32 protein-coding genes and 1 pseudogene are annotated in these 26241 nt (G+C 70.6%); 17 read left to right on the top strand and 16 right to left on the bottom strand.

Annotation, left to right across the window (positions count from 1 at the left end):
* Positions 1-260 (top strand): N-acetyltransferase (locus E6G06_16915; GenBank protein ID TML88120.1); only part of this gene is annotated, 260 nt, incomplete at its 5' end.
* Positions 261-462: 202 nt separating this feature from the next.
* Here E6G06_16915 and E6G06_16910 read toward each other — a convergent pair.
* Complete coding sequence (locus E6G06_16910) at positions 463-897, bottom strand: CrcB family protein (protein ID TML88119.1); 435 nt, start codon at positions 895-897, stop codon at positions 463-465.
* Between the two features lie 155 nt (positions 898-1052).
* On the opposite strand from E6G06_16910, the gene E6G06_16905 reads away from it, so the two are divergent.
* Complete coding sequence (locus E6G06_16905; GenBank protein TML88118.1) at positions 1053-1400, top strand: hypothetical protein; 348 nt, start codon at positions 1053-1055, stop codon at positions 1398-1400.
* 26 nt (positions 1401-1426) lie between these two features.
* Here the strand turns inward: E6G06_16905 and E6G06_16900 are convergent, their stop codons facing one another.
* Positions 1427-1930, bottom strand: coding sequence for a MarR family transcriptional regulator (locus E6G06_16900; GenBank protein ID TML88117.1), 504 nt, complete (start codon positions 1928-1930; stop codon positions 1427-1429).
* A 49-nt stretch (positions 1931-1979) separates the two neighbouring features.
* On the opposite strand from E6G06_16900, the gene E6G06_16895 reads away from it, so the two are divergent.
* Positions 1980-2690: a pirin family protein gene (locus tag E6G06_16895; GenBank protein TML88116.1), complete on the top strand. Its 711-nt coding sequence runs from the start codon at positions 1980-1982 to the stop codon at positions 2688-2690.
* A gap of 28 nt (positions 2691-2718) precedes the next feature.
* On the opposite strand, the gene E6G06_16890 is transcribed toward E6G06_16895, so the two are convergent.
* Entirely contained in the window at positions 2719-3480 is a 762-nt protein-coding gene (locus E6G06_16890; protein TML88124.1) for an SDR family oxidoreductase, read from the bottom strand.
* A 122-nt stretch (positions 3481-3602) separates the two neighbouring features.
* Between E6G06_16890 and E6G06_16885 the strand changes: the two genes are divergently transcribed.
* Positions 3603-3911: a hypothetical protein gene (locus E6G06_16885; protein ID TML88115.1), complete on the top strand. Its 309-nt coding sequence runs from the start codon at positions 3603-3605 to the stop codon at positions 3909-3911.
* Positions 3912-3947: 36 nt separating this feature from the next.
* On the opposite strand, the gene E6G06_16880 is transcribed toward E6G06_16885, so the two are convergent.
* The gene (locus tag E6G06_16880) at positions 3948-4607 is read right to left on the bottom strand and encodes a TetR/AcrR family transcriptional regulator (GenBank protein ID TML88114.1); all 660 of its coding nucleotides are present in this window, start codon (positions 4605-4607) and stop codon (positions 3948-3950) included.
* Positions 4608-4658: 51 nt separating this feature from the next.
* Between E6G06_16880 and E6G06_16875 the strand changes: the two genes are divergently transcribed.
* A complete protein-coding gene (locus tag E6G06_16875; GenBank protein ID TML88113.1) occupies positions 4659-5096 on the top strand; it encodes a grhN in 438 nt (145 codons plus the stop codon).
* Between the two features lie 33 nt (positions 5097-5129).
* On the top strand, positions 5130-6140 hold the full coding sequence (locus E6G06_16870) for a sigma-70 family RNA polymerase sigma factor (protein ID TML88112.1): 1011 nt from the start codon (positions 5130-5132) through the stop codon (positions 6138-6140).
* Here the strand turns inward: E6G06_16870 and E6G06_16865 are convergent.
* From E6G06_16865 to E6G06_16855, 3 genes and pseudogenes are all read right to left on the bottom strand, one after another.
* Positions 6051-6254: pseudogene (locus E6G06_16865) on the bottom strand (hypothetical protein). The gene E6G06_16870 and the pseudogene E6G06_16865 overlap by 90 nt on opposite strands.
* Before the next feature lie 158 nt (positions 6255-6412).
* Complete coding sequence (gene dinB / locus E6G06_16860; protein ID TML88123.1) at positions 6413-7609, bottom strand: DNA polymerase IV; 1197 nt, start codon at positions 7607-7609, stop codon at positions 6413-6415.
* A 60-nt stretch (positions 7610-7669) separates the two neighbouring features.
* The gene (locus E6G06_16855; GenBank protein TML88111.1) at positions 7670-10171 is read right to left on the bottom strand and encodes an MMPL family transporter; all 2502 of its coding nucleotides are present in this window, start codon (positions 10169-10171) and stop codon (positions 7670-7672) included.
* Positions 10172-10425: 254 nt separating this feature from the next.
* Between E6G06_16855 and E6G06_16850 the strand changes: the two genes are divergently transcribed.
* A complete protein-coding gene (locus E6G06_16850; protein ID TML88110.1) occupies positions 10426-11052 on the top strand; it encodes a maleylpyruvate isomerase family mycothiol-dependent enzyme in 627 nt (208 codons plus the stop codon).
* Positions 11053-11091: 39 nt separating this feature from the next.
* Here the strand turns inward: E6G06_16850 and E6G06_16845 are convergent, their stop codons facing one another.
* The 3 genes from E6G06_16845 to E6G06_16835 form a co-directional block, all read right to left on the bottom strand.
* Positions 11092-11634: an SRPBCC family protein gene (locus E6G06_16845; GenBank protein ID TML88109.1), complete on the bottom strand. Its 543-nt coding sequence runs from the start codon at positions 11632-11634 to the stop codon at positions 11092-11094.
* 5 nt (positions 11635-11639) lie between these two features.
* Positions 11640-11948, bottom strand: a complete 309-nt coding sequence (locus E6G06_16840; protein ID TML88108.1) for a winged helix-turn-helix transcriptional regulator — start codon at positions 11946-11948, stop codon at positions 11640-11642.
* 68 nt (positions 11949-12016) lie between these two features.
* Positions 12017-12358 carry a helix-turn-helix transcriptional regulator gene (locus E6G06_16835; GenBank protein ID TML88107.1) on the bottom strand — a complete coding sequence of 114 codons (342 nt, stop codon included), beginning with the start codon at positions 12356-12358 and terminating at the stop codon, positions 12017-12019.
* Between the two features lie 88 nt (positions 12359-12446).
* On the opposite strand from E6G06_16835, the gene E6G06_16830 reads away from it, so the two are divergent.
* Together E6G06_16830 and E6G06_16825 are read left to right on the top strand one after the other, a co-directional pair.
* Positions 12447-12896 (top strand): glyoxalase/bleomycin resistance/dioxygenase family protein, encoded by a 450-nt coding sequence (locus E6G06_16830; GenBank protein TML88106.1) that lies wholly within the window; start codon positions 12447-12449, stop codon positions 12894-12896.
* 24 nt (positions 12897-12920) lie between these two features.
* Positions 12921-13784, top strand: a complete 864-nt coding sequence (locus E6G06_16825; GenBank protein ID TML88122.1) for an MBL fold metallo-hydrolase — start codon at positions 12921-12923, stop codon at positions 13782-13784.
* 6 nt (positions 13785-13790) lie between these two features.
* On the opposite strand, the gene E6G06_16820 is transcribed toward E6G06_16825, so the two are convergent.
* On the bottom strand, positions 13791-14405 hold the full coding sequence (locus tag E6G06_16820; protein TML88105.1) for a TetR/AcrR family transcriptional regulator: 615 nt from the start codon (positions 14403-14405) through the stop codon (positions 13791-13793).
* Between the two features lie 45 nt (positions 14406-14450).
* On the bottom strand, positions 14451-15149 hold the full coding sequence (locus E6G06_16815) for a crotonase/enoyl-CoA hydratase family protein (GenBank protein TML88104.1): 699 nt from the start codon (positions 15147-15149) through the stop codon (positions 14451-14453).
* A gap of 233 nt (positions 15150-15382) precedes the next feature.
* Between E6G06_16815 and E6G06_16810 the strand changes: the two genes are divergently transcribed.
* Positions 15383-16882 (top strand): glycine hydroxymethyltransferase, encoded by a 1500-nt coding sequence (locus E6G06_16810; GenBank protein TML88103.1) that lies wholly within the window; start codon positions 15383-15385, stop codon positions 16880-16882.
* Between the two features lie 28 nt (positions 16883-16910).
* Here E6G06_16810 and E6G06_16805 read toward each other — a convergent pair whose 3' ends face one another.
* Complete coding sequence (locus E6G06_16805) at positions 16911-17627, bottom strand: oxidoreductase (protein TML88102.1); 717 nt, start codon at positions 17625-17627, stop codon at positions 16911-16913.
* Between the two features lie 3 nt (positions 17628-17630).
* Entirely contained in the window at positions 17631-18242 is a 612-nt protein-coding gene (locus E6G06_16800) for a sulfite oxidase-like oxidoreductase (protein ID TML88101.1), read from the bottom strand.
* 201 nt (positions 18243-18443) lie between these two features.
* Here E6G06_16800 and E6G06_16795 point away from each other — a divergent pair, with 201 nt between their 5' ends.
* The 7 genes from E6G06_16795 (at position 18444) to E6G06_16765 (ending at position 24165) form a co-directional block, all read left to right on the top strand.
* A complete protein-coding gene (locus E6G06_16795) occupies positions 18444-19853 on the top strand; it encodes a DHA2 family efflux MFS transporter permease subunit (protein ID TML88121.1) in 1410 nt (469 codons plus the stop codon).
* A 62-nt stretch (positions 19854-19915) separates the two neighbouring features.
* Entirely contained in the window at positions 19916-20560 is a 645-nt protein-coding gene (locus tag E6G06_16790) for a TetR/AcrR family transcriptional regulator (protein TML88100.1), read from the top strand.
* Entirely contained in the window at positions 20557-20988 is a 432-nt protein-coding gene (locus tag E6G06_16785; GenBank protein TML88099.1) for a VOC family protein, read from the top strand. Before E6G06_16790 ends, E6G06_16785 begins: the two co-directional genes overlap by 4 nt.
* Positions 20989-21092: 104 nt before the next feature.
* Positions 21093-21488 (top strand): helix-turn-helix domain-containing protein, encoded by a 396-nt coding sequence (locus E6G06_16780; protein ID TML88098.1) that lies wholly within the window; start codon positions 21093-21095, stop codon positions 21486-21488.
* Between the two features lie 13 nt (positions 21489-21501).
* A complete protein-coding gene (gene modA, locus E6G06_16775) occupies positions 21502-22326 on the top strand; it encodes a molybdate ABC transporter substrate-binding protein (GenBank protein TML88097.1) in 825 nt (274 codons plus the stop codon).
* Positions 22136-23116: a molybdate ABC transporter permease subunit gene (gene modB, locus E6G06_16770; protein TML88096.1), complete on the top strand. Its 981-nt coding sequence runs from the start codon at positions 22136-22138 to the stop codon at positions 23114-23116. The genes modA and modB overlap by 191 nt, the downstream gene beginning before the upstream one ends.
* Positions 23113-24165, top strand: a complete 1053-nt coding sequence (locus E6G06_16765) for an ABC transporter ATP-binding protein (protein ID TML88095.1) — start codon at positions 23113-23115, stop codon at positions 24163-24165. The genes modB and E6G06_16765 overlap by 4 nt, the downstream gene beginning before the upstream one ends.
* Before the next feature lie 56 nt (positions 24166-24221).
* On the opposite strand, the gene E6G06_16760 is transcribed toward E6G06_16765, so the two are convergent.
* Positions 24222-24890 (bottom strand): response regulator transcription factor, encoded by a 669-nt coding sequence (locus tag E6G06_16760; GenBank protein ID TML88094.1) that lies wholly within the window; start codon positions 24888-24890, stop codon positions 24222-24224.
* On the bottom strand, positions 24887-26200 hold the full coding sequence (locus tag E6G06_16755) for a sensor histidine kinase (protein ID TML88093.1): 1314 nt from the start codon (positions 26198-26200) through the stop codon (positions 24887-24889). The genes E6G06_16760 and E6G06_16755 overlap by 4 nt, the downstream gene beginning before the upstream one ends.
* Positions 26201-26241 lie beyond the last annotated feature (41 nt).

Raw genomic sequence — 26241 nt, 5'->3', positions numbered from 1 at the left:
ACGAGGCGGCGAGCCGTTTCGAGCTCTCCATCGGCGGCCACGTCGCCGAGCTCGTCTACCGGCGGCGGGGTGACCGCCTCGTCCTGGTGCACACCGGTGTGCCCGACGAGCTCGAAGGACGAGGCGTCGGCGGCATGCTCGTCAACGCCGCGATCGAGCGCGCGGTCGAGCAGGGCCTGACCGTTGCGCCGTTGTGCCCCTTCGCCCGTCGCTGGCTCGAGCGTCATCCCGAGGTCGCGGCGAAGGTGACCATCGAGTAGACGCCCCGGACGGCCGCGTGCCCGAGACGAGCAGCGTGATCGCCGGTGCGCCCACGCCGTGGAGCAGCCCGAGCACCGTGCTGCCGGCCACGTTGACGACGAAGGTGCCGCGAGGAACCCGTCGGGTCGGTTGAGTTTGTGGCCGGCCACGCTCGGGCCACCGCTCCCAACCCGGCCAGCGCGACGAACGCCGCCGCGACCGTCACGGCTCCTCCTCCAGCGGGAGGGCGAGGGCGCTGGGCGCGGCCTCTGGGCCGAACCGGGCGCGGACCCGCCGTGTCGACTCGCCGGCGAGGATGTAGGCGCCGAGGCCGGCTGCGAGGCTCCCGACGACGTAGCCGAACGCCAGCCACGCCCGGCCGGCGTCGACCAGGTCGACCGACTCGACCGCGAAGGTGGAGAAGGTCGTGAGACCTCCGCAGAAGCCGATGCCGGCGAAGTCGTGCAACGCGAGATGGCTGCGAGGGTGGCCCCACTCCTCGGCCAGGACGACTCCGAGCGCGCCGCACCCGACGACGTTGACGGCGAACGTCGGCCACGGGAACGCACCGCCGTGGTTCCAGGCGGCCGCGACCGCCCATCGGAGGGCTGCGCCGAACGCTCCGCCCATCGCGATCGCGAGGTAGCGACGGGTCACCCTCCGGCTCGAACGTGCCTGCAGTCGAGACCAGGGTGCGTGGCCCCGGGCCCGAACGTTTGCGTCGTGACCTGCGGGGGAAGCGACTACGCACCGTGGGTGGGGAGGGCACGATTCGTCGCAGCGAACCGTCGCAGCTGGACCGCCGCGCGTTCGTGAGGCTGTCGACCTGCGGCGCCGGCGTGATCTGGGCGACGCCACGCATCCGCAGCGTTGCCCCGCTCCGGGCCGGGACCCCCCCGCCCTCGTCCGCACCGCCTCCACCCACCCACCCTCCCGAGGTCGCCTCGGAGCTGGCGGCGCCCGTCGAGCCTGCGGTGGCGCCCACCCGTCGTGCCGCCCCCGAGGTGAAGGGCGTGCACGATGACCTCGCGGTGACCGGGACCGAGATCGGGCAGATGACCCTGGTCGGGATCGGCGCCGTCGTGAGCGGGCTCGGGCTTCGGCATGTGGCCAGGCGTCTGGAGGCCGCCGAGCTGGAGGGTGGCACCCCACCGGTGTAGGGTGCACCCGCGCGATCGCCCCCACGTCACATCCGGGCCCGCGCCTCCCCACCGAGCCGGCTTCTCGCCGCGGGCGTGCGATTCGCAGCGAGCGCGCGCAGCGCCCCCGAGACGCAGTGCAACTCGTGACCGGCGAGCGGAGACTCGACGAGGCGGGCGATCCCGTCGAGATGCAGCCTGGCGGCCCGCGCTTGGGCGCGCCCGCCCTCCCGCGTGAGCCCCACGAGCACGACCCGTCGGTCGGCGTCGTCGTACCGACGCTCCAGCCATCCTCGGCGCACGAGGTGGTCAGCGACGCGGGTCGTCGACGGCCGGCTGATGAGCACCCGCGCCGCGAGCTCCGACATACGGAGCGCACGACCCGCGCCGCGGAGCTGGTACAGCACGTCGTACTCGTCGAGGGTCATGTCCGCCGCGGCTCGCAGCTCGCCATCGAGCTGCGTGGTCAGACGGCGATGGGCGATCAGCAGCGCCGTCCACACGTCGAGCGCTTCGGGCCCCGGCTTTGTCATACTGGAATAGTTCCACATGAACGCGAGTTGCAGGGGCTACCACCCGCTCGTTCGGAAGGAACCTGAGATGAGCACCGCGATCGACGTCCGCAGGGCCGACACCCGCCCGCACACCAAGCTCGGCTGGCTGGACAGCCGTCACAGCTTCAGCTTCGGTCACAACTACGACCCCGGGAACACGCACCACGGTCTGTTGCTCGTCTCCAACGACGACCGGGTCGCGGCCGGAACCGGCTTCAGCACCCACCCGCACCAGGACATGGAGATCGTCACGTGGGTGCTCTCCGGCCGGCTCGAGCACAAGGACTCCGAGGGCAACCGCGGGGAGCTCTACCCCGGGCTCGCGCAGCGGATGAGCGCGGGCACGGGCATCTGGCACTCGGAGATGAACCCGTCGGGCGACGACGGTGTGCACTTCATCCAGATGTGGGTGCTCCCCGACACCGAGCGGGTCACGCCCGGCTACGAGCAGCTCGACATCAACGGTGAGCTCGACCACGGCGGCCTGCACCCGATCGCGTCGGGCGAGGGCCACGACGCGGCCATCTCGCTCCGCCAGAAGGACGCCGTGCTCTGGGGCGGCCGGCTCAAGCCGGGCGAGACGGTCTCGGTTCCCGACGGCCGCAACGTGCATCTCTTCGTCGCCGTCGGTGAGGTCGGCCTCGAAGGCGCGGGTCCGCTCGTCGCAGGCGACGCGGTCCGGCTCCAGGGTGCCGGGTCACCGAAGCTGACCGCCGGACCGGCCGGCGCCGAGACGCTGATCTGGGTCACGGCCTGAGACTGGGTCACGGCCTGAGGCTCTGTGGCTACAGCCCGCTGCCGCCGTCGACGACGAGCGTCTGACCGGTCATGTAGCTGCTCGCGGGGCTGACGAGGAACGCCATCGCCGCGTCGAGCTCATGAGGTTGTCCCACACGCGCGAGCGGCACACGCGCCTCGTAGGCGGCGCGCAGCTCCTCGGAGTCGACGAGCTCCGCGGTCATCTCGCTCGGGAACATGCCCGGGCAGATCGCGTTGACGCGGATCCCGTAACGCGCCCACTGCAGCGCGAGCTCGCGTGTGAGTCCGACCAGCCCCGACTTGGAGGCCACGTAGCTGGCCTGCGGGAGCAGGGGCGTCGACCGGAACGCAGCTGCTGACGCGACGTTGACGATGGCACCACCCTGTCCGGCCGTGCGCATGTGCGCCGCGGCCGCCTGCGCCAGCTCGAACGGAGCGATGAGGTCGACACCCACCACCTCCGCGAAGCCGGCGGCGGACTCGCGGAGCGCAGGAAGCACCGCGCTGATCCCCGCGTTCGCCACCACGACATCGACCCGCTGATGGTGGTCGAGGGTGGTCGCGACGAGAGCCGCGGACGCGCCGCGCTCGCTTACGTCGCAAGCGACGGCGTCGCCACGCTCCAGCGACGCGGCGAGCGCTTCAATGCGTTCGGTGCGTCGGCCGGAGACGACGACTGTCGCACCGAGAGCGTCGAGCACGCGCGCGAAACGGGCACCGATGCCGGAGCTCGCGCCGGTGACGACGGCAACCTTGCCGTCGAGACGGAAGCCGACGAGGGGGTCGATACGGTCGGAAGGTGGGGTCACGGTCGGACAGGCTGTCGAACGCGGGTGGCCGCCGTCCAGCGCGACATCGTGCGTTGGCCACAGCCCCCGACGTCGTCTACCCGGCGTCGTAGGATGAGGGCATGGCCATCCGCACCAAGCTCACCGTCCGAGACACCGCCACGGGCAGCCCGACCACCACCGACAAGCCCGCGGCACGGCGGGAAGTGTCCGACGAGGAGCGCGCGCTCCGCAAAGAGCGGGTGGCCGCGGCGAAGGACGCGTTGAAGCGCTCGGTGGGGTTGCGGGGGGAGCAGGTGGCGCCGGCGAGGGCGGCCCTCAAGCTGTACCTCCAGCGCCTCAACGAGCCGCGCCAGCCCGACGACGCGATGTTCAAGGCACTGATCGAGGCGCCGTTCCAGGTGCCCCCGAGAAAGAGGGAGCGTCGCTGAGCGACCGCCCTCGTGAGCGCCTCCGCGCCGCGCTCGTCAGCGGCGGTTCGGCGGCAGCAACTGCATCTGCAGGGTCTCGCCCAACCATCGCTCGAAGGTCGCCGGGCCCCAGCGCTGCTCCTCGACCAGCTGGTGGTACAGGCCCGGGTCGATGAGGACGAACACGACGTCGGCCGCGGCGCGCTTCGTGAGGCCCGCGCCCAGTCGCCCTCGCTCCAGGAGCATGCGGATGACGTTGCCCGCGCCGGCGCGCCGCTCACCTCGGATCTGGTCCCAGTGCTCGCGCACGTCGGCGTGCGCGCTCGCAGCCCCCCTCATCACCTCGTAGATCCCGGCGACCCGCCGGTCGATGACGGTGACCATGTGAGCGTACCGAACGAGCATCGTGCGGGCATCGGGCGCTTCGCGCACCGGTCGCGCCCACGGGCGCTCCGGCAGCGGCACGGGCTCGTCGTCGCCGACGATGGCGACGTCGTACGCGGCCCGTAACAACGACGGCTTGCCGCCGAACGCGTTGAACACCGTGGCCCGGCTCACGCCCGCGGCGGAGGCGATGGCGTCGATCGAGACCGGCCCGTAGCCCTCGTCGACGAACAGCTCGGTCGCGGCGCGAATCGTCGACATCCGGGTCGACTCGGCCTGCGACCGGCGCAGCGCGGACCGATACGCGCGCTTGACAGGAACGTTCGTTTTCATGAGACTCGAAGTCTAATGAATAATCAGGCGCAGGACACGACAATCCCGTCCGTGCGGTCGAAGCCGCCGCCGGCCCGGCTCATGCGGCTTTTCAACCCGTTGATGCGCGTCGCGATCCGTTCGCGCCTCGGACGGCGGATGGAACCCCTCGCCGTGCTCCGCTACCACGGGCGGCACAGCGGGAGACGGCGCGACATCCCGGTCGGCGTCCACGATGTCGCGGGCGTCCCGTCGGTGTTCACCGACCGACCGTGGCGGCTCAACTTCGCGGGCGGAGCCGAGGTGATCGTGATGCGGGCCGGCCAGGCGCGGCCCGCCCGGGCCGAGCTGGTGGAGGACCCCGACCAGGTCGGGTCCGCGCTGGCCGTCGCGATACGAGAGGTCGGGCCGCGAAAGCTCGGTCTGGCCGTCGCCGAGGGTCACCGGCCCACGGCCGCAGAGCTCGCTGCCGTCGGCCGTTCGATGATCAGACTCCACTTCGACGCGTAGCAATCCCGCCGAACGCCCCTAGCATGGCCGACCATGCGAGCTCGTCCCGCTGGCCCCGACGTCATCGCAGGTGAGACCCGCCCTGAGGCGGGCACGATCGAGCCGGAGCTCGAGACATACCGTCGGGAGCTGACGGCCTACTGCTACCGGATGCTGGGCTCGGGCTTCGAGGCCGAGGACGCGGTGCAGGAGACGATGGTGCGGGCCTGGCGGGGCATCGACAAGTTCGAGGGGCGCTCGGCCCTGCGGTCGTGGCTCTACCGAATCGCCACCAACGTGTGCCTCGACATGCTGCACGGGCCGCAGCGCCGGGCGCGGCCGATGGACCTGGGGCCGTCGTCCACCGCCGACTCCGTGCTGCCTGCGGGTCTGCCCGAGCACACATGGGTCCAGCCCGTGCCGGATGCGCGCGTGCTTCCCGCCAACGGCGATCCCGCCGACCTGGCCGCGGCCCGCGACTCGATCCGCCTCGCCTTCGTGGCCGCCCTGCAGCATCTGCCGCCGCGGCAGCGCGCGGTGCTGATCCTGCGCGAGGTGCTTCGCTGGCAGGCCAGCGAGGTGGCCGAGCTGCTCGGCACCAGCGTCGTCTCGGTGAACAGCGCGCTCCAACGCGCCCGCGCCACGCTCGAGTCCGTCGACGCCGACACGACCCGCCCGACCGCGATGGACGACGAGCAGCGAGAGCTCCTGGCCCGGTACGTCGACGCCTTCGAGCGCTACGACATCACGTCGCTCGTCTCGCTTCTTCACGAGGACGCCACGTTCACCATGCCACCCCATCCACTGTGGCTGCAGGGACCGGTCGAGATCAGCAAGTGGTACCTCGGGCAGGGCATCGGGTGCCGGGGCGCCCGCCTGGTGGCCACCGCGGCCAACGGGTGCGCGGCCTTCGGCAGCTACAAGCAGGTGGCACCGGGGATCCACGAGCCCTTCAACGTCCACGTGGTCGAGATCTCAGACGGCCGGATCTCCGGGTTGCACCACTTCCTCTACCCCGAGCTGTTCGCCGCCTTCGACCTCCCGGCGCGCCTCGAGCGCCAGTAGCTCCGACAACCCGACCAGCTCGAGCAGCTCGCACAGCTCCGCGCGCGGGTCGCGCAGCCGGATCGAGCAGCCCAGCCGGCGGGCCGCGAGCTCGAGCCGGGCCAGGGAGTCCACTAGGACGAGGTCGGGTCGCGGGCCGACCACCTTGCCGAGGACGACCTCGACGTCGCCGTGGACGATCAACAGGACCGTCGTCGCCCCATCGGTCGTGTCCACATGGAGAGGACGGGTCGCGCAGGCGGAACTCACCGCGACAATCGCCCGCTGCCTCCTCAATCGGGCAGCATCGGCACCGAAAGGCCCTGGTCGCGCCCCAACAGCACGGCCCGGGTGACGGCGGCCGACCCGAACCGGTCGCGCACGTCGTCGAGCGCGGTGTCCAGAGCGCTGCCGCGGTCACGATCGAACGGCAACACGAGCTGGACCGCGCCGTCGTCGTCGAGGTTGCCGACTGCGACCCCGACCAGCGTGAGGCCCTGGCGTTCGATCATCGGCATGCACGCGGTCAGAAGGACGCGAGCGGTGCGAAGGATGGGCTGGGTCTGCGCGGTGGCCCGAGACAAGGTGTGCGACCGGGTCGCGCGTGAGAAGTCGTCGAAGCGCAATCGGAGCACGATCGTGCGACCGACCCGTCCGGCGGCTCGCATCCGGCGGGTGACGCGGTCGACGAGCCCCGCGACCACGGCGTCGACCGCATCGGGTGACCGCCGCGAGCGGCCGAGCGCGCGCTGCGACCCGATCGAACGCCGGCGCCGCCCGACCTGCACCGGCCGGGGGTCGAGGTTGTGGGCGAGGGCGTGGAGGTGACGGCCCGCCGCGCGACCGAGGATCGAGACCAGCGCGGCCTCGGCGAGGCCGGCGACCTCGCCGACGGTGTTGATGCCGCGGCCATGGAGCTCGGTGGCGGTCACGGGGCCGACGCCCCAGAGCCGTTCGACCGGGAGCGGGTGGAGAAAGGCGAGCTCGCGGTCGGGCGGCACGACCAGCAGCCCGTCGGGCTTGGCCACCCCGCTCGCCACCTTGGCGAGGAACTTGGTCCTGGCCACTCCAACGGTGATCGGCAGACCGACCCGCTCGAGCACGTCGCGACGCAACCGCACGGCGATCTCGGTGGGCGTGCCGGAGAGGCGCCGCAACCCGCCGACGTCGAGGAATGCTTCGTCGATCGACAGGCCCTCGACCAGCGGCGTCGTCTGTTCGAACACCTCGAACACCGCCTTGCTCGCGTCGGAGTAGGCCGACATCCGGGGCTCGACCACGACGGCTCGTGGGCACATCCGGCAGGCCTGCGCTCCGCCCATCGCGGTGCGGACGCCGTACGCCCTCGCCTCGTAGCTGGCCGACAGGACGACCCCGGCGCCAACGATCACGGGACGGTCGCGCAGACCCGGGTCGTCCCGTTGCTCGACCGAGGCGTAGAAGGCATCGAGGTCGGCGTGCAGGATCGTCGCCTGGCTGGCCACGAACACATGTTCGCCCCTGCCGGCACCGATCGGCAACACCAGTCGAGCGCCGGCGTACCCTCCTGATCAGCCGGTGACGACGCCCCGTGCGTCATCCGCGTGGAGCAGCTCCTCGAGCTCGGCCTCGATGGCTTCGGCTGACTCGCCCTCGACGTGGAACGTGGGCAGACGTCGGGCGAGACCTTCCGGCAGCCACCAGTTCGCGTCACCGAGCAGCTCCATCGTGGAAGGCACCAACACCATCCGCACGAGCGTGGCGTCGACGAAGATCGCGGTCGCCAACCCGATTCCGATCATCTTCAGGAAGACCTCGGGGGCGAGGACGAAGGCGAGGAAGACCGAGATCATGATCGCGGCGGCCGCGGTGATCACTCGTGCCGTGTGCGCGAGGCCGTCGGCGACGGCCGTCGCGTTGTCGCCGGTCCGTGCGTACTCCTCACGGATGCGTGACAGCAGGAAGACCTCGTAGTCCATCGACAGCCCGAACAGGATGGCGAACATCATCATCGGGATGAAGCTGGGGATCGGCACCGGGTCGTGGATGCCGACGAGACCGCCGAGCCAGCCGCCCTGCACCATCATCGCCACCACGCCGTACGCGGCGCCGACCGACAACAGGTTCATGATCGCGGCCTTGAGCGGCACGAGGAGCGAGCGGAAGACGACGAGCAGCAGCAGGAACGACAGCACGATCACCGCGCCGATGAAGACACCCAGACGGTCGGCCACGTAGCTCGTCGCATCGACGCTCGCGCCGGTGGGACCGCCGAGGTGCACGGTGACGCCGGTGCCGGCGGTCGCCTGGGGCAGGACGTTCTTGCGCAGCCGCCGGACGAGGTCCTGGGTGGCCTGAGCCTGGGGCGAGGACTTCGGATACGCGACCAGGAGCGCCACCTTGCCGTCGGGGCTCGCGACGGGGGGGCTCACGAACGCCACGTCCGCGTCCGACCTCAGCGCGGCTGCGACCGGCGCCACGGCGGTGGCGGGCTCCTTGCCGTCGGCGGTGGCGACCACCAGCAGCGGGCCGTTGAAGCCGGGCCCGAAACCTCGGCTCAAGAGGTCGTAGGCGCGGCGGGTGGTGAAGCTCTCAGGCGAGTTGCCGGCGTCGGGAAACCCGAAGTGCATGTGGCGTGCGGGCGCGATCAGGGCGAGCAGCGCGACGAGGCACACGATGGCGGCAGGCCACGGGTGGCGCTGCACGACGCGGCTCCAACGGTAGGACAGCGACCTTCGGTCGCCGGTCTCCTTGCGGTTCACGAACGGCAGGCGCAGCCGGTCGATCTTCGTTCCGATGAACCCGAGCATGGCCGGCAACAGCGTCACCGACGCCAGCATCACGACGAGCACCGCGGACACGGCCCCGACCGCAAGGCCGCGGAGAAACCCGAGGTTCATCACGAACAGGCCGAGGAGCGAGATGATCACCGTGCAACCGGCGAAGATCACCGCGCGCCCGGAGGTGGTGATCGACGTTATGACGGCAGCCCGCGGCTCGAGCCCCGTGTGCAGCGCGGCGCGGTAGCGGGTGACGATGAAGAGCACGTAGTCGATCCCGACGCCGATGCCGATCATCGCGGCCACCTGCGGCGCGAAGTCGGGCACCTCGAGCAGGTTGGCCAGGAGCGTGATCAGGCTCAAGCCGATGCCGAGGCCGACGACCGCGACGAGGATCGGCAGGCCCATGGCCAGCAGCGAGCCGAAGCTGACGAGCAGGATCAGCGCCGCAACCAGGAGGCCGATGCCCTCGGAGCTGAACTGGGTCTGCTCGGCACCGTTGAGCGCGAAACCGGCCAGCTCGACCTGGAGGTCCGGCCGATCGAGCTTCCGGCCCAGTGCGATGAGCGCCTTGGCGTCGGCTTTCTTGTAGTCGGAGACGGTCTGGTCGAGGCGAAGCGTGCCGTAGGCGATGGTGCGCTTCGGCGCGATCTGCCGGGTGCCCTCCGGTGAGAACGGTGAGACCACCGCGCTCACGTGCGGCTGCCCGCCGAACTGGCCGAGGGCGTCAACGATCGCCGCTTGCACGGCGGGGTCGTCGACGGTCCTGCCCTGCCGCGTCTGGAAGACGACGTCGACGTCGTCTCCGGCCCGGGCGCGGAAGCCGCGCTCGAGGAGGTCCTGCGCCTTCTGGGAGTCCGAGCCGGGCGTGCTGAACGTGAAGTTGTAGTCGCCACCGAAGGCGCCCGCCGCGAAGACCGTGGCGACGAGGAGCGCGACCCACAGCACCAGCACCCGTCGCCGGCGGCGGTACGACCAGTCGGCGAGACGCACGAGCAGTGTCGGGCGGGACGCGGCGGTGCTCGTACTGGTCGTCGTCGTCTCGGTACTCATCGCATTGGCTCCTCGGGGTCGATCTCCACGGCTCTCGAGAGACCGACGGCGCGGCGACGGAGAACTCATCGGTGCGTGGGAGACCGAAGGGAGGGTAGCCGCTGTCGTGAGCGTGCCTAACGTGACCGGAGCTGGTGGGCACGACACGAACACGAAAGAGGGAGGCCGTGCATGGAGTTCATACAGATCATCGAGTGCCGCACGTCGAAGCTCGACGAGCTCACCGCGGCGGTCGATCATCACCCGCGACCGCAACGACCCGGAGCGCTATCTGATCTTGGCGTTCTTCGATTCCTACGACTCGGCCATGGTGAACTCCAACCTGCCCGAGACCGCCGAGTTCGGCCGCAAGCAGAACGCGCTGTCGACCGGCCGATGGCCTTCACCGACCTCGACGTCGTCGAAGACCAGTCGTAGCTCGGCGGCTTCGTCAAGGCCCTCGGCGTGCGATTAGCGTCGCGGTGCTGGTCGATCGATCGCCCGGGAGGACGAACATGGCACTGCCGAGCCCCTGGCCCACGATCCATGCCGAGCGAAAGGCGCTTGCCGCGGATCTCGCGTCGCTCACCGATGAACAGTGGGCGACACCATCGCTCTGCGGAGGATGGACGGTGCGCGAGGTGCTCGGTCACATGACCTCGACCGCGGCGATGACGCCGCCGAAGTTCTTCGCCCGCCTCGCCGGCTCCGGCTTCCGCTTCAACGCCATGACGGCCAAGGGCGTCGCGCAGGAATGCGGGGGAACGCCGGCCGACACCCTCCGTCGGTTCGGCGAGCACGTCGACAGCAGCACCCATCCACCCGGCCCGGTCGACACGTGGTTGGGGGAGACGATCGTGCACAGCGAGGACATCCGCCGCCCGCTCGCCATCGCCCACGACTACCCGGTCGACGCGGTGACCCGGGTGATCGACTCGTACCGCAAGTCCAACCTGCTCATCGGAGGCAAGAACCGCGCTGCAGGCCTCACGTTGCGGGCGACCGACGCGGACTGGGCGGCGGGCACCGGGCCCGAGGTCACGGGGCCTGCGCTCGCCATCTTGCTCGCCGTCGCGGGCCGCGGCGCCGGAGCCGACGGGCTCACGGGCGACGGCGTGGCGACGCTGCGGTCGCGCCTGTAGCCCGTCGCGCTCGGCGCCGCTCGAGGGGCGGCGGGCTCATCAGGCCGTTTCGTCGGTGATCCCCAACCGCTCGGCGTACGCATCGCGCAACTCCGCCCATCCGTAGCTCATGGCGGCCTGCCCGCGGATCGGACCCACCGGCTGTCCGTCGAGCACCCGATCGGCCACGACGAGGCAGAGGTGCCAGCCCGCGGCCGCCTTCGGCACCTGGTCGCGGTCCTTGGTCGTGTGCCGCAGGGTCAGGCGCGTCCCGACATCGGTGGCCGCGAGCTCCCAGCGCAGCACGTCGCCCCCCCAGACGTATTCGAGCAGCGTCGGACGCTCGGCGCGTCGCACCTTGGCCTCGAGGTCGGCGGAGGTGTCCGCGTCGATCATCGTCAAGGTTGCATCGCCGACGCGGCTGAGGTTCCTGTCGGCCGCGAAGGGCGCCCACTCCCGGAGTTGATCGGGCTCGGTCAGCGCGGCCCACACCTTCTCCAGTGGATGCCGCAGGTCTCGCACGAACACAAGCTCCCAACCGTCTCCGCGGGCACGGCACTCCACCCGCGCGAGGGGGCCGGGCTCGAAATGGGTTGGGTCCATCGCTCCTACTCCTTGTCGTCGAGGTGACGCTCGAGGGCGTCGAGGTGGTGACTCCACAGGCGGCGGTACGGCTCGAGCCACTCCGCGAGGGTCTCGAAGGGACCGGTCTCGATCCGGTAGATGCGGTGTTGTGCCGCGGTGCGGCAAGAGACGAAGCCCGCTTCGCGCAGCACCTTCAGGTGCTTGGACGTCGTGGGCTGGCTGACCGAAAGCGCCTCCACGAGCTCACCGACGCTGCTCTCCGACGATCGCAGCCGGTCGAGGATCCGTCGCCGGGTGGGCTCGGCGAGCACCGTGAACGAGTCCAGTGACACGTCACAATATGCCTCTACCCGTATATGCCTGTCAAGGCCTATACAGGAGCCCCCAGGGCGCCCGGTTGCTACGAGAGGGCGGCCCGCAGGGCGGCGAGTCGCTCGGGGACCACCCGCCACATCATCCAGCGGCCGCGCTTCTCCCCCGCGAGCAGGCCGGCGTCGGCCAGCGCCTTCGTGTGGTGGCTGATGGTCGGCTGCGACTTGCCCAACGGACCCTCGAGATCGCACGAGCAGACCTCGCCGCCGGCGGCCACGAGGCTGAGCAGCCGCAGCCGCACCGGGTCGGCCAGCGCCGCGAGCACCCGCGCCAGCTCCTCGGCCTCGGCCTCGGCCAGCGGCGCCGCGAGCACGGGTGCGCAGCACACCACGCCATCGAGCTGGACGACCGACATCTGCTTGGCAGCCATGAAGTGCTCCTCCACCTATTGACAGGCGTCGATACATTTGCAAGAGTCAACGGATCGACAACAGTCAATCTATCGGAGGCTTCCTTCCATGTCACGGCTTCAACTCGCACTGAACGTCCCCGATATCGACGAAGCCGTCGGCTTCTACTCCAAGCTCTTCGCGACCGAGCCGAACAAGCGCAAGCCCGGCTACGCCAACTTCGCCATCGCGGATCCCCCGCTCAAGCTCGTGCTGTTCGAGCAGGCCGGTGCCGACAGCCGCCTCAACCACCTGGGCGTGGAGGTCGTCTCGACCGACGAGGTCGTCGCGCACCAGGCCCGACTGACCGACGGGGGTGTCGCCACCGTCGAGGAGAACGGAACTTGTTGCTACGCCCGCCAGGACAAGGTCTGGGTCGACGGGCCCGACGGCTCGTGGGAGATCTACGCGGTGCTCGAGGACAGCGACAGCTTCGGACAGTCGTCCGCCCACGTCGACGAGACAGAGGCCTCGTTGCCCTGCGCGTCGGTGCCCGAAGCCGCAGCCCGCTGCTGCTGAGCGCGTCTCGAGGGAGTGACCGGGTTGGACGTCGTGCTGCTAGGAACCGGCTCGCCCCTGCCCGACCCCGAGCGGGCGGGGCCGGCCACCCTGGTGCGCGCCGGTGGGCTCCAGCTTCTCGTCGACTGTGGCCGAGGCGTCCTGATGCGTCTCGCCGCGCTCGGCACCGGACCGCCCGCGCTCGATGCCGTCTTCCTCACCCACCTCCACTCCGACCACGTCTGCGACTTCAACGACGTCCTCACGACCAGGTGGGTCATGTCGCTCGCGGACGCACCTCTCCGCGTGGTGGGCCCACCGGGGACGGCGGCCTTCGTGGACCGCACGATCGACATGCTGCGCGACGACATCGGCTACCGGCTCGCCCATCACGACGACCTCAACTGGGAGCCCACCTGCGACGTCACCGAGGTCGACGATGGGACCGCGTTCGAGAAGAGCGCGGTTCGCGTCGTCGCGGCACCGACCGACCATCGACCAGTGGCGCCGACGGTGGGTTACCGGTTCGAGCACGACGGCGTGGCGGTGGTGCTCGCGGGCGACACGGTCCCGTGCGAGGGCCTCGACCGCCTTTGCGCCGGCGCCGACGTGTACGTGCAGACCGTGGTGCGGCGTTCGCTCATCGAGCGGGTGCCGATGCAACGGTTCCAAGACATCCTCGACTACCACAGCTCCACCGATGACGCGTTGCGCACTGCGTCACGGGCGGGGGTGCGCACGCTCGTGTACACCCACTGTGTGCCGCCGATCGCGGCGGGCGGTGAGCAGGACCTGCTCGACGAGGCCCGCGGACAGTTCGCCGGCGAGGTCGTCGTCGCTCGGGACCTCGACGTGGTGACCGTGACCGCCGGGAGCGCGCCGGCTGTCATCGACCGCCGACTCGGGTAGGCGGGTTCACCGCCTCGCACGTGCGGTGGACGCGGGGTGCAAGCCGTCCAGCACGGCGTCGATGGCCAGGCTCCAGCGCCGATCGACCGATGCCCTGGACGTGCCGAGCCAACCCGCGGCCTCCTGGGCCGCCAAACCCTGCGCGAGCGCGACGAGCGCGTGCGCGATGTCGGTCTCGTCGCCGCGCAGGATGCCCGCGTCGATGGCGCGCCGGACGCGCGCCACGATGAACTCCCTGACCGCGCTGCCTGCGGTCAGCTCCGCGGGGCCCGGGTCGAAGTCGGCGAAGGGCCGGGAGAACATCACCTCGGCCAGCACCGGGTTCTCACGCACGAACGCCCGGAAGACCCGGATGACACGCACCAGGTCGGCACGCGGATCGTCGGAGATCTGGACGCGGTCGAAGCGTCGCCGCAGCAGTCGGAAGCCCTCGAAGAACACCTCCCGGACGAGCCCGGCCTTGTCTCCGAACAGCTCGTAGACCGCCGGCGTCGACGTCTCCGCCTGCTGCGCGACCCGCCGGGCCGTGAAACCGGCGATCCCCTCGTCGGCCAGCGTCGCGACCGCGACCTGCAGGACGCGGTCTCGCAGCTCGGGCGTCCGCTGCTTCGCTCTCGGCACCACGGTCTCCTGTCGCGACGGTTGGTTGGGGCGGTCACGTCCGGCTCACGCCGTCGCCGAGAAGTCGGCGTCGTCGGCTTCGATGGCCGCCCGGAGCGCGTGCAGCGAGCGGTCCCGGGCGCGCCGTTTGCTCGCGGCGTGCGCCTCTCCGTCGAGCTTGGCCAGCAGGTCCGCCGCGCTCAGGGCAACGTCCCGCAGCTCGGAGGCCGGCACGACGCGATCCAAGAAGCCGGCCGCGACCGCGTCGTCGGGAGAGAAGACCTCCGCGAGGACGACCGCGCGGTTGAAGTGCGCGGGCGTGAGCCGTTGCCTGCAGATCTCGACCGCGGCCCGCGGCATCGTGAGACCGATGGCGACCTCGTTGGCGGTGATCTTGTAAGGGCCGGCCGCACCGACTCGGTAGTCGCCCGACAACAGGAGGAACACACCCATGGCCACCGCGTGGCCGGTGCACGCGATGAGCACGGGCGTCGGGAACGAGAGGAGCCGTTCCGCCAGCTCGAAGCCGGCTCGAAGCATGCCTGACGCGTCGGAGCCGCCGCCCCTGAGCACCGCCAGATCGAACCCGGCCGAGAACAGGCCGTCTCTGCCGGTGAGCACGACGACGGCCCGGTCCGCGGTGGCGCGATCGAGGGCCGCGCCGAGCTCCGTGAGCATCTGAACCGACAGCGCGTTCACCTTCCCGTCGTCCATCGTGATCGTGGCGATGGAGCCTTCGAGCTGATACGAGACGAGCGTCCCCATGACGACCCTGCCTTTCTCTCGGCGCCTTTCTCCGGCGCGCCCTCAGCCCTAATTGTGACGACGTTACGAAACCAAGTCCCGGTTCGTGGGCGAGGCCTCGCAGCAGATCGCGGAGCATGCACCCGGTACGCTCGCGCCGAGGTCGTGACTGGCGTTGCGAGGTGGAGCCAACCACCGGGGAGCGACCTTCGAGCCGTGCCGAACGCCTGGGCCCTGCGGAGCAAGGAGCCATCATGGCCGTCGGCAGCTTGTTACAGACCTATCTCGCTCGGTTCGGCGTCAGCACCGAGGGAATGTCAGGCGAGACGATCGGCTTCGCCGCCGCGCTCGACGCCGTCGCCAGCGTGGAACCCGACGTCGCGGACGCGGTCCTGCGTGAGCTCGTCGACCAGCGGACCCACCTCAAGCTGATCGCGAGCGAGAACTTCGCCAGCCCCGCGGTGCTGCTCGCGATGGGCAACTGGCTGAGCGACAAGTACGCCGAGGGCGCTCCGGGCCACCGCCTGTACGCGGGCTGCGACAACGTCGATGCGATCGAGTCGCGTGCGAACGAGCTGGCGTGCGCGCTCTTCGGCGCCGAGCACGCGTACGCGCAGCCCCACAGCGGGATCGACGCCAACCTGGTCGCCTTCTGGGCGGTGCTGTCCCAGCGCGTGGAGTCGCCGGCTCTGAAACGCCTCGAGGCCCAGCACGTGAACAATCTGTCCGACGATGACTGGGAGGGCCTGCGCCGGGAGCTGGGCAACCAGACGCTCCTCGGCATGTCGCTGCATGCGGGAGGGCACCTGACCCACGGCTTCCGCCCGAACATCTCGGGAAAGCTGTTCCGACACCGCTCCTACGGAGTCGACCCGCGGACGTCGCTCCTCGACTACGACGACATCAGACAGCGGGCGCGCACGGAGCGACCGCTGATCCTGATCGCGGGGTACAGCTCGTACCCCCGCCTCGTGAACTTCCGCGTGCTGCGCGAGATCGCAGACGAGGTCGGCGCCACGTTCATGGTCGACATGGCGCACTTCGCCGGGCTGGTCGCCGGCAAGGTCCTCACCGGCGACCACGACCCCGTCCCCCACGCGCACATCGTCACCACCACGACCCACAAGACCCTGCGCGGACCGCGCGGCGGGCTCGTGCTCTGCCGTCGGGAGCTAGCCGAGCACGTCGACCGCGGGTGCCCGCTGGTGCTCGGCGGCCCGTTGCCCCACGTCATGGCGGCCAAGGCCGTGGCGCTGGCCGAGGCGACGCAGCCGTCGTTCGCGGCGTACGCGTCGGCCGTCGTCGAGAACGCGCGCGTCCTCGCCGAAGCACTGGTCGCCGGCGATGTCCCGGTGGTGACGGGCGGAACGGACAACCACCTCGTGCTCGTCGATGTCCGTCCGTTCGGGCTCAACGGACGTCAGGCGGAGTCCGCGTGCCGGGCCGCGGGCATCACCTTGAACCGCAACGTCGTCCCCGACGAGACGAACGGCCCCTGGTACACCAGTGGCCTCCGGCTGGGCACTCCCGCGGTCACCACGCTCCGGATGGGCGCCGAGGAGATGCGCGAGATCGCGGACGTGCTCGCTTCCGTCCTTGGCGGCGCGTCCCCGGGTGTCGTCGCATCCGGACCGAACCAGGGCAAGCCCTCACTCGTGCAGTTCCGCCTCGAGGAGCAGATCGTGCGGGCCGCGCGCTCCAGGGTGGACGACCTCCTCGCCCGATACCCGCTCTACCCCGAGATCGAGCTCTGACGATCGGCGCCGTGCACCACCGGCTGTCTCAGGTGGCGCCGGTGGGCCCGAAGCGTTCGACGCGAATGGCGGTTGCGGGGATGCCGGAATCGAGGAGCAGGTCGGTGGCGTGGTCGGCGAACCCGGTCGAGCCACAGACGTAGGCGGTGGCCGCTCGATCGGGCAAGGGGGGAATGTCGGACGCGATGAGCCGTCCGGGTGGGCGCGCCGCGCCGGGCGGGTTGCGGCGGGTGTAGACGACGGTGGTCTCGGGCCCGGGCAGCTCGGCGGCGTAGTAGAGGTCGTCGGGAGTACGGACCGAGAGGACGAGGCGGACGAGCTCGGCCCTTCCGGTACGGCGGGCGAGGCGGAGCATGGCCATGAGCGGAACCACGCCGGATCCGCCGCCGACGAGGAGCACCGGGGTCGTGCCCTCCCAGACGAACCATCCGCCGATGGGTCCGCGAACCTCGAGATCGTCACCCGGTTGGGCGACGTCGTGGAGGAAAGTCGAGACCTCTCCGTCGTCCAGACGTTCGACGGTGAAGTCGAGCTCGGCCGAACCATCGGGCGCGGAGGCGATCGAGTAGGACCGCGATGCGGTGTACCCGTCCGGTGCGGTGAGTCTGATGACGTAGTGCTGTCCGGCGAGGTGCGGGGTCGGCTGGTGCAGGCGCAGCCGGAAGGTCTTCGCGCTGCCCGTCTCGTTCGAGATGCCGACCAGCGTCGCGGTCTGCCACGTCGTCCGCGTCTGACCCGCGCCCATGGATCAGTCGCCCTGGTAGCGCTGCTCGAGCCAGGGGTCGCCGCGGTCGTGGTAGCCGTTGCGCTCCCAGAACCCGGGCTCGTCGTGGTCGAGCAGGCGGAGGCCGGCGATCCACTTGGCGCTCTTCCAGAAGTAGAGGTGGGGAACGAGGAGCCGGGCCGGGCCGCCGTGGTCGACGGGGAGGGGCTTTCCGTCGACCTCCCAGGTGACCCACGCGTGCCCGTCCGTCACATCTGCCAGCGGGAGGTTCGTCGTGTAGCCGGTGTGGGAGAACGCGAGCACATGGGTGGCGTTCGCCAGCGGCCGGGCAATCTCGAGCAGGGTGTCGACCGAGACCCCCCTGAAGGTCATGTCGAACTTCGACCACGTGGTGACGCAATGGATGGCACCTTCGTATGTCGACGGCGCGAGTGCCTGGACCTCACTCCACGTCCAGGTCGTCGGCCGCTCGACGAGCCCTTCAACCGCGAGCGACCAGTCCGTGGTGGACAGCCTCGGCGTGGCCTCGGCCGTGAGCACCGGCCAGCTCCTTCCGGTGTCGTACTGGCCGGGCGGCAGCCGAGGATCCGGCTCGCCGCGCCTGCGTCCGGTGAACCCTCGGGTGAACCTCGACATCCCCAAGAAGCTAATCCTGGCAATCGCTCTGTTCATCGATCGCCGGTCCCTTCACGGACGCCATGGTGCACACTGGCGGCCGGTGACAGGAGGAGGCGCGCAGCGGTGACCAGTGCCACGACGGGCGCGATCGCGGACGGTTTGGTCCTGCACTCGGCGAAGGGGCGCGTCGCGCTCGTGGCGACGGTCGCCGCGAGTGGGATGGCGATGCTGGACGCCACTGTGGTCAACGTGGCGCTGCCACACATCGGGGACGACTTCCACGCGAGCGTCAGCTCGTTGCAGTGGGTCCTGACCGGGTACCTGCTCGCGCTCGCGTCGCTGATCCTGTTGGGTGGCGCGCTCGGCGACCGATTTGGTCGGCGGCGGGTGTTCGTGATCGGCACGGTCTGGTTCGCGGCCGCGTCACTGCTGTGCGGTGCGGCGCCGAACATCAAGGTGCTCGTGGTAGCACGTGTCATGCAGGGAATCGGAGCTGCGCTGCTCACCCCCGGCAGCCTCGCGATCCTGCAGGTGAGCTTCCGGGAGCGCGACCGGGCCGCAGCCGTCGGGGCGTGGTCGGGACTGGGCGGTGTCGCCGGCGCGATCGGCCCGTTCCTCGGCGGGTGGCTCGTCGACGGTCCGGGATGGCGCTGGGCGTTCCTGATCAACCTGCCTGTCGCCGCGGTCGTCGTCGCGTGCGCGCACGCGGCGGTGCCGGAGACGCGCGACCCGCACGCGGCCCGGGGCCTCGACCTCGTCGGGGCAGGCCTGGCCGTGGTGAGCCTCGGTGCGGCCACCTGGGCGCTCACCGAAGCGGGGCCGAGGGGTTGGACCGACAGCGCGGTCCTCGGGGCGGGTGTGCTCGCCGTGGCCGGCATCGCGTCCTTCGTCTGGCGCATGCTCCACACGCACGATCCGCTCGTGCCACCCGCGCTGTTCCGCCGTCGCGAGTTCACCGTGACGAACCTCGCGACCGTGCTGATGTACGCCGCGCTCGGTGTGTCGTTCTTCCTGGTCGCCTATGAGCTGCAGGTCGCCGCGGGCTGGTCGGCGTTGCGCGCGGGCACCTCGTTGCTACCGGCGACGGTGCTGATGTTCGCGTTCTCGTCCGCGTCGGGCTCGCTGGCCCAGCGGATCGGTCCCCGACTGCAGCTCACCGTCGGGCCCCTCGTCGTCGGCGCCGGACTGCTGTTGCTCACTCGCATCGGCCCGAGCGCATCGTGGACCACGGAGGTGCTGCCGGGGGCGTTCGTGTTCGGAGTCGGGCTCGTGCTGTTCGTCGCACCGCTCACGGCCACGGTCATGGGTTCGGTCGACCCCGACCACGCGAGCGTGGCGTCCGGAGTGAACAACGCCATTGCGCGAACCGCGAGCCTCGCCGCCCTCGCGGTGGTCCCCGTCATCTCGGGCCTGTCGGTCGCGACGGGCGCCGCTCAGGTCACGCACGCCTTCCGGGTCTCACTCGTCGTCGCCGCGGTCGTTGCCGCGGCTGCGGCGCCGCTGGGCTTCATCGGCCTCCGTCCGCAGACCGTCGGGCGGCGCACCGCCCGCCGGGTGCACTGCGCGGTCGACGGCCCGCCGCTCCAGCCCGACCCGGAGCTCTGCCCCGCCGCGGAGCTGGTGGCGTGACGACGACACCGAACAGCCGGGCTTGACCGCTACCCTTATACAGCGTATAGATATAACGAGCAATGTCTAAGGCACCGGTGTCAGACGAATGGCGCGACGCGCGGCGGCGATCGGCGCGCGACGCGATCGTGGACGCGGCCTGGGACCTCGTCCGCGACGAGGGGCTGGCCGCGCTGTCGCTACGAGACCTGGCGAAGCGGGCGGGGATAACGACGCCGACGATCTACGCGTATCTCGATTCGAAGAACGCGATCTACGACGCCATGTTCGGCCGGGCGGCCACCGAGTTCGCCGACCGGATGACCGAGCCCTACGACACCGAGGATCCCCGCGCCGTGCTCGCCGGAGGTGTGCACCGCTTCGTCGACTTCTGCGCGAGCGACGTCGCCCGCTACCAACTGCTGTTCCAACGCACCATCCCCGGATTCGAGCCCACTCCCGAGGCGTTTGCGCCGGCGGTGCGCGCGCTCGAAGCGGTGCGTGAGCGCTTGGCCCTCAACGGCGTCACCGATCAACGCCACATCGACATGTGGACCGCGTTGACCACCGGTGTCGTCGACCAGCAGATCTCGAACGACCCGGGCGGAGACCGCTGGGCCCGGCTGGTCGACGATCTCGTGACGATGTTCCTCACCTACTGCCAGTCGAATCGCACGCCGACGAAGCGGGCGAAGCCAAGGTCCACTACCAAAGGAACCCGATCATGACCATCACATCCGCCCGGCTGCATCACCTCGCGCTGACCGTCACCGACGTCGACGCCAGCGTTCGTTGGTACGAAGCGGTGTTCGGCGTCCGCTTCCAGACCGACGTGCCCCATCCGGGTGGGGTCGGGAAGCTCCTTGCCGACGACACCCACCAGCTCATGATCGTGCTGCACCGACACGAGACCAACGACGGCACGCTGTTCGGCGAGACGACCACCGGCCTCGATCACGCGGGCTTCGTCGTCCCGGACCGCGGCGACCTTCAGGCCTGGCAGGACCACCTCGAGTCCAACGGTGTCGTCCGCGCCGATGTCGCCGACAAGCCCCTCACCCAGTCACCGATCGCGGATGAGCCCTACGGTGCAGTCCTCGTGTTCCGCGATCCTGACAACATCCAGCTCGAGCTCTTCGCCCCTCGAACGCCCTGAGGCGAGCGCCCGCCCGGGGCGCGAGAGCCTCAAACTGACCCACTACCGCAAACGCGAGCTTCACACTCTCCTGCTACCGCAAATGCAAGATAGAGTTGGGCGCAGTGCCCGCGTTCACGGTCGGTCAAGCCGCCGAGTTGCTCGGTGTCAGCCCGGACACCGTCCGCCGCTGGATGGACGGCGGCCAGCTCCCGGCGGCCCGCTCGCCGGGAGGACGGCGTCGGGTGGACGGCGCCGCCCTGGCCCGGTTCGCCGCGAAACGGGCGCCCAACCCGTCGTCGGTGCCGTTCCCCGAATCGGCCCGCAACCACTTCCCGGGGCTGGTGACCAAGGTGACCAAGGACAAGGTCATGGCCCAGGTCGAGATCCAGGCCGGTCCGTACCGCGTCGTCTCGCTCATGAGCCGCGAGGCGGCGGACGAGCTGAGGCTCGTCCCCGGCGTCCTGGCCGTGGCCTCGGTGAAGTCCACCAACGTCGTCGTCGAAGTTCCACGAGCCTGAAAAGGTCGAGCCCGTGCCGCCCCGCCCCTCGCGCCGCCTCGTCTCCTCGGTCATCAGCGTCATCGGCTTCACGGTGGTCGCGTCCGCGTGTGGATCGAAATCGTCGACGAAGACCGCTGCACCTTCGACGCCGGCCGCGCCCACCACCACGGCGGCGCCACTCACGGGTGAGCTGAACGTGTTCGCCGCCGCGTCGCTCACGGGCGCGTTCAACACGGTCAAGACGACACTCACCAGCTCCAACCCGAGCTTGAACCTGAGCTTCAACTTCGCGGGCTCCAACGCGCTGGTCGCTCAGATCACCCAGGGCGCACCGGCTGACGTGTTCGCGTCGGCAGACACCAGGAACATGCAGAAGCTGTTCGATGCCGGCCTGGTCGACGCGCCGGTCACGTTCGCGAGGAACAAGCTGGAGATCGCCGTTGCCGCCGGCAATCCGAAGGACATCACCGGCCTGGCCGATCTGGCCTTGCCGGGGGTGTCAGTAGTGTTGGAAGCCGTCGGTGTGCCGGCCGGCGACTACACCCGGCAGGTCCTCGCGGCCAAGACCATCGTGGTGATGCCGAAGTCGTTGGAGACCGACGTGAAGTCCGCACTTGCCAAGGTCACGTCGGGCGAAGCCGACGCGACCGTCGTGTACGTGACCGATGTGTCCGCCGGCGGCCCCAAGCTCGCCGGCGTCGCCGTGCCCGACGCCGACCAACCGGCCATCGAGTATCCGATCGCAGTGGTCAAGGCCACCAAGAACCGCGCCGCGGCCCAGGCGTTCGTTGCCTCGACCGTGTCCGGCGAGGTGCAGAGGGCTTTGGAGGACGCCGGTTTCCTCCCGCCGAAGTAGTTCGCGCCGAGCCCCACTCGGTGTCGTCCCCTCGGTCCTGGCCGCGGGAGCCCTCGCCATGGTCGTCCTTCCGCTCGCCGGCCTGCTGCAGCGCGCCCCGTGGTCGTCGCTCGCGACCGACCTGCGCGCCCACGAGGCGCTCGCCGCGTTGCGCCTGTCGCTGGAGACCTCCCTCGGCGCGCTGGCCCTGTCCGTCGTCTTCGGTGTGCCACTGGCCTGGGTCCTCGCCCGCCGGCGGTTCCCCGGGCGCTCGTTGGTCCGGGCCCTCGTCACGCTGCCGATGGTGCTGCCGCCCGTGGTCGGCGGGATCGCCCTGCTCTACGCCTTCGGACGCAGGGGGTTCGCCGGCCGCATCCTCTACGACCTCACCGGCTGGCGGTTGGTGTTCAACACCACCGGAGCCATCGTGGCCGAAGCGTTCGTGGCCATGCCTTTCCTGATCGTCACCGCGGAAGCTGCCTTCCGGTCGATGGACCGCAGCGCCGAGGAGGCCGCCGCCACCCTCGGGGCGCGTCCCGCCTACCGGTTCCGCCGCGTCACCCTGCCCGCCGTCGCCCCCGCCCTGGCCGCCGGTGCCGCGTTGACGTGGGCCCGGGCCCTGGGTGAGTTCGGCGCCACCATCACCTTCGCGGGGAACACCGCGGGAAAGACGCAAACCGCTCCATTGCTCGTCTACCTCGACATCGAGTCGGGCCACGACGCGACCGCGCTCGCTCTCTCCCTCGTTCTGTTGGGCGTGTCACTGGCCGTGCTCGTGGGCCTGCGAGACCGCTGGGTCGGCAACCCGTGAGCCGGCTCAGCGCCTCGATCGGGGTCACCCTCGGCGCGCTCCATCTCGACCTCGACCTCGAGGTGGACGAGGCGGTCGTCGCCGTGGTCGGGCCCAACGGCGCGGGCAAGACCACCCTGGTGCGTGCCGTGGCCGGACTCGTGCCCCTCGACCGGGGCCGCATCGTCATCGACGGGACGGTCGTCGACGAGCCGTCCACCCATGTGCGGGTGCCGCCCGAGCACCGCGGCGTCGGCGTCGTCTTCCAGGAACCCCGGCTGTTCGCCAACCTCACCGCGCTCGAGAACGTGGCGTTCGGGCTGCGGGCCACCGGGACGCCGAGAGGTGACGCGCGCGCGAAGGCGGCGTCGTGGCTCGACCGGGTCGATCTGGCCGGTGTCGGCGCACGCCGCCCGAAGGAGCTCTCCGGCGGGCAGGCGCAACGCGTCGCGCTCGCCCGCGCGCTGGCTACCGAGCCCGATGTCCTCCTGCTCGACGAGCCTCTCGCCGCAGTCGACGCATCGGCGCGCGCCGAGCTGCGCCGGGTGCTGCGCGCGGAGCTGCGCCGCTACCCCGGAGCGCGCCTCGTGGTCACCCACGACCCGGTCGAGGCCGCCGCGCTCGCCGATCGCCTCGTCGTCCTCGAGGAGGGCCGCATCACGCAGCAAGGCCCGCTCGTGGAGGTCACCGCCCGTCCGCGATCGCCATGGGTCGCGACCATGCTCGGCCTCAACCTGCTTCACGGCGTTGCCGACCGCGCGAACGTCCGGCTCGACAACGGCGCGGTGGTCGCCACGGCGGACGCCGTCTCGGGACCGACGTTCGTGGCCATCCGGCCCAACGCGGTCGTCCTGCATCGCAAATCGCCGGAAGGCAGCGCCCGCAACGTCTGGCCCGGGGAGGCCGGCGAGCTCTACCTGGCCGGTGACAGGGCCCGGGTCAGCATCACCGGACCGGTTCCGCTCATCGCCGAGGTCACCGCGGCCGCCGTCGCCGAGCTCCGGCTGGCGGATGGCGGAGCCGTCTGGGCGTCGGTCAAGGCGACCGACATCGACACGTATCCCAGCTGACACGCCGCACGCCCGACGCGCGCTCGAACGCCCGCACCTCTGACGCGACGAAATCGTCAGTCGCTCGTCCATCCGGGACGCACGAGGCCGGTCTCGTACGCGTACACGACGAGTTGGGCGCGGTCGCGGGCGCCGAGCTTGATCATGGACCGGCTGACATGGGTCTTGGCGGTCGCGACGCTGATGTAGAGGCGCTCGGCGATCTCGTCGTTGGACAGGCCGGCCGCGACCTGGGTCATCACTTCGCGTTCGCGCGCGGTGAGCAGGTCGAGCGCGGGGGCGAGGCCGGCGGGCTTGGATCGGGTGGCGTACTCCTCGATGAGCCTGCGGGTGGCCCGGGGAGCGAGGAGCGACTCGCCTTCGGCGACGATGCGGAGCGCGCGCAGGAGATCCGCGGGCTCGGTGTCCTTGACGAGGAAGCCGCTGGCTCCGGAACGCAGCGTCTCGAACACGTACTCGTCGAGATCGAACGTGGTGAGGATGATGATGCGCACCGCGGTGAGCTCGCCGTCCTCGGAGATGGTCCTGGTGGCGGCGAGACCATCGGTGCCGGGCATGCGAATGTCCATCAGCACGACGTCGGGACGCTGCGACCGGGCCAGGGCCACGGCCTCGTCGCCGTCACCGGCTTCCCCGACGACTTCGATGTCGGGCTCGGAGTCGAGGAGTGCCCGCAGCCCCCGGCGTATCAACGTCTGATCATCAGCGAGCACGACGCGGATCATGCCGGGTCGCCGAGGGGCAGCTCCGCCCGCACCGCGAAGCCTCGGCCAGGACGCGGTCCGGCCGAGAGCTCTCCACCGACGGAGGCGGCGCGTTCGCGCATCCCGGCGATGCCGTTCCCACCGCTCGGCACACCGTCGTCGCTCGGTGAGGCGGCTCCGTCGTCGAGCACCTCGACCGTGAGCGATCCGTTGCCCACATGCACCCGCACGACGGCCTCCGGGGGACGAGCGTGGCGGGCGACGTTGGTCAGCGATTCCTGCACGATGCGGTAGGCGGCGAGATCGACGTTGCGAGGCAGATGGGCGAGGTCATCGTCGGCATCGACGCGGACGTCGACGCCCGACATCGCCGCGTGCGCGACGAGCTCGTCGATGCGGGCCAGCGACGGTGCCGGGAGCCGGGGAGCGTCCTCGTCGACGTCGCGCAACACGCCCAGGATCGATCGCAGCTCCACGAGCGCGTCCTTGCTCGCCTGCTTGATGGTGCCGAGCGCATCACGGGCCTGGGCGGGCTGCTCGTCGATCAGGTGCAGGGCGACGCCGGCCTGGATGTGGATGAGCGACATGCTGTGCGCAACCGCGTCGTGGAGATCGCGGGCGATGCGGACCCGCTCGTCGGCGACCTGCCGTCGGGCCGCCTCGACCGCGGATCGGGCGGCATCGCGCGCACGTTCGCGTCGGGTGTTGACGGTCTCGATGATGGCGAGCAGCGCGATGAGCCAGGCCGCGAGACCGAGGATGCCGGCCACGCTGGGCCGGTTGTCGTTGCCCACCGCGAAGGGGAGCCAGGGGAACACGAGGAACCCGGCAACGAGCGAGATGATCGCGGCGCGACGGTGCCCGGTCACGACCGCGTACGCGAGGGCGACGATGAGCGAGGCCCAGATCGGGCCGTCCGGATAACCGAGCGCGAGGTAGGCGCCGGTGGTGACGAACGTGCCCGCGAGAACGGCGACCGGTGCCGTGCGGCGCAAGATCAGCAGCCCGACGCCGACGGTGAGCAACGCGTAACCGCCCGGGTCGAGGTCGCGCACCGGTGTCTGATGGCGGGCGGCGAGGGCGGTACCGCCCACTTGGACCAGTCCCGCGATCAGGAGGACCGGCGCGTCGGGGCTCGACGGCGGCCACCACCGGCGTTCGACGGTCGCGCGGGCTTCGGCCATGCATCGAGCGTAGGCACCCGACCGTGGTTGGGCATCCGCCCTACGGCGCACGTCGACGTACCCCGCCGGAGGTAGACGCGCGCTCGATCCGACCGTCCGGTGGCCTCGCCGGCGCAGTCGCAATTGTCGCCGCTCGAGCGACGACATCGCACGCTCATCCCGCGACGATCGACGCGAGGCTCCCGACT

Source organism: Actinomycetota bacterium (assembly GCA_005888325.1).
Lineage (GTDB): Bacteria > Actinomycetota > Acidimicrobiia > Acidimicrobiales > AC-14 > AC-14.
The sequence above is the reverse complement of the archived record's forward strand: the minus strand, read 5'-3'. Positions and strand labels throughout refer to the sequence as shown.

Bases quoted from the DNA above. Each gene is read 5' to 3' on its own strand.
- E6G06_16900 (TML88117.1), bottom strand. From the start codon at position 1,930: ATGTGGAACTATTCCAGTATGACAAAGCCGGGGCCCGAAGCGCTCGAC.
- E6G06_16895 (TML88116.1), top strand. From the start codon at position 1,980: ATGAGCACCGCGATCGACGTCCGCAGGGCCGACACCCGCCCGCACACC.
- E6G06_16885 (TML88115.1), top strand. From the start codon at position 3,603: ATGGCCATCCGCACCAAGCTCACCGTCCGAGACACCGCCACGGGCAGC.
- E6G06_16880 (TML88114.1), bottom strand. From the start codon at position 4,607: ATGAAAACGAACGTTCCTGTCAAGCGCGCGTATCGGTCCGCGCTGCGC.
- E6G06_16870 (TML88112.1), top strand. From the start codon at position 5,130: ATGCGAGCTCGTCCCGCTGGCCCCGACGTCATCGCAGGTGAGACCCGC.
- E6G06_16855 (TML88111.1), bottom strand. From the start codon at position 10,171: ATGATCGACCGCCGCGGTGAGCTCGTCGAGCTTCGACGTGCGGCACTC.
- E6G06_16850 (TML88110.1), top strand. From the start codon at position 10,426: ATGGCACTGCCGAGCCCCTGGCCCACGATCCATGCCGAGCGAAAGGCG.
- E6G06_16845 (TML88109.1), bottom strand. From the start codon at position 11,634: ATGGACCCAACCCATTTCGAGCCCGGCCCCCTCGCGCGGGTGGAGTGC.
- E6G06_16835 (TML88107.1), bottom strand. From the start codon at position 12,358: ATGGCTGCCAAGCAGATGTCGGTCGTCCAGCTCGATGGCGTGGTGTGC.
- E6G06_16830 (TML88106.1), top strand. From the start codon at position 12,447: ATGTCACGGCTTCAACTCGCACTGAACGTCCCCGATATCGACGAAGCC.
- E6G06_16815 (TML88104.1), bottom strand. From the start codon at position 15,149: ATGGGGACGCTCGTCTCGTATCAGCTCGAAGGCTCCATCGCCACGATC.
- E6G06_16810 (TML88103.1), top strand. From the start codon at position 15,383: ATGGCCGTCGGCAGCTTGTTACAGACCTATCTCGCTCGGTTCGGCGTC.
- E6G06_16805 (TML88102.1), bottom strand. From the start codon at position 17,627: ATGGGCGCGGGTCAGACGCGGACGACGTGGCAGACCGCGACGCTGGTC.
- E6G06_16800 (TML88101.1), bottom strand. From the start codon at position 18,242: ATGTCGAGGTTCACCCGAGGGTTCACCGGACGCAGGCGCGGCGAGCCG.
- E6G06_16795 (TML88121.1), top strand. From the start codon at position 18,444: ATGGCGATGCTGGACGCCACTGTGGTCAACGTGGCGCTGCCACACATC.
- E6G06_16790 (TML88100.1), top strand. From the start codon at position 19,916: ATGTCTAAGGCACCGGTGTCAGACGAATGGCGCGACGCGCGGCGGCGA.
- E6G06_16785 (TML88099.1), top strand. From the start codon at position 20,557: ATGACCATCACATCCGCCCGGCTGCATCACCTCGCGCTGACCGTCACC.
- modB (TML88096.1), top strand. From the start codon at position 22,136: ATGTGTCCGCCGGCGGCCCCAAGCTCGCCGGCGTCGCCGTGCCCGACG.
- E6G06_16760 (TML88094.1), bottom strand. From the start codon at position 24,890: ATGATCCGCGTCGTGCTCGCTGATGATCAGACGTTGATACGCCGGGGG.
- E6G06_16755 (TML88093.1), bottom strand. From the start codon at position 26,200: ATGTCGTCGCTCGAGCGGCGACAATTGCGACTGCGCCGGCGAGGCCAC.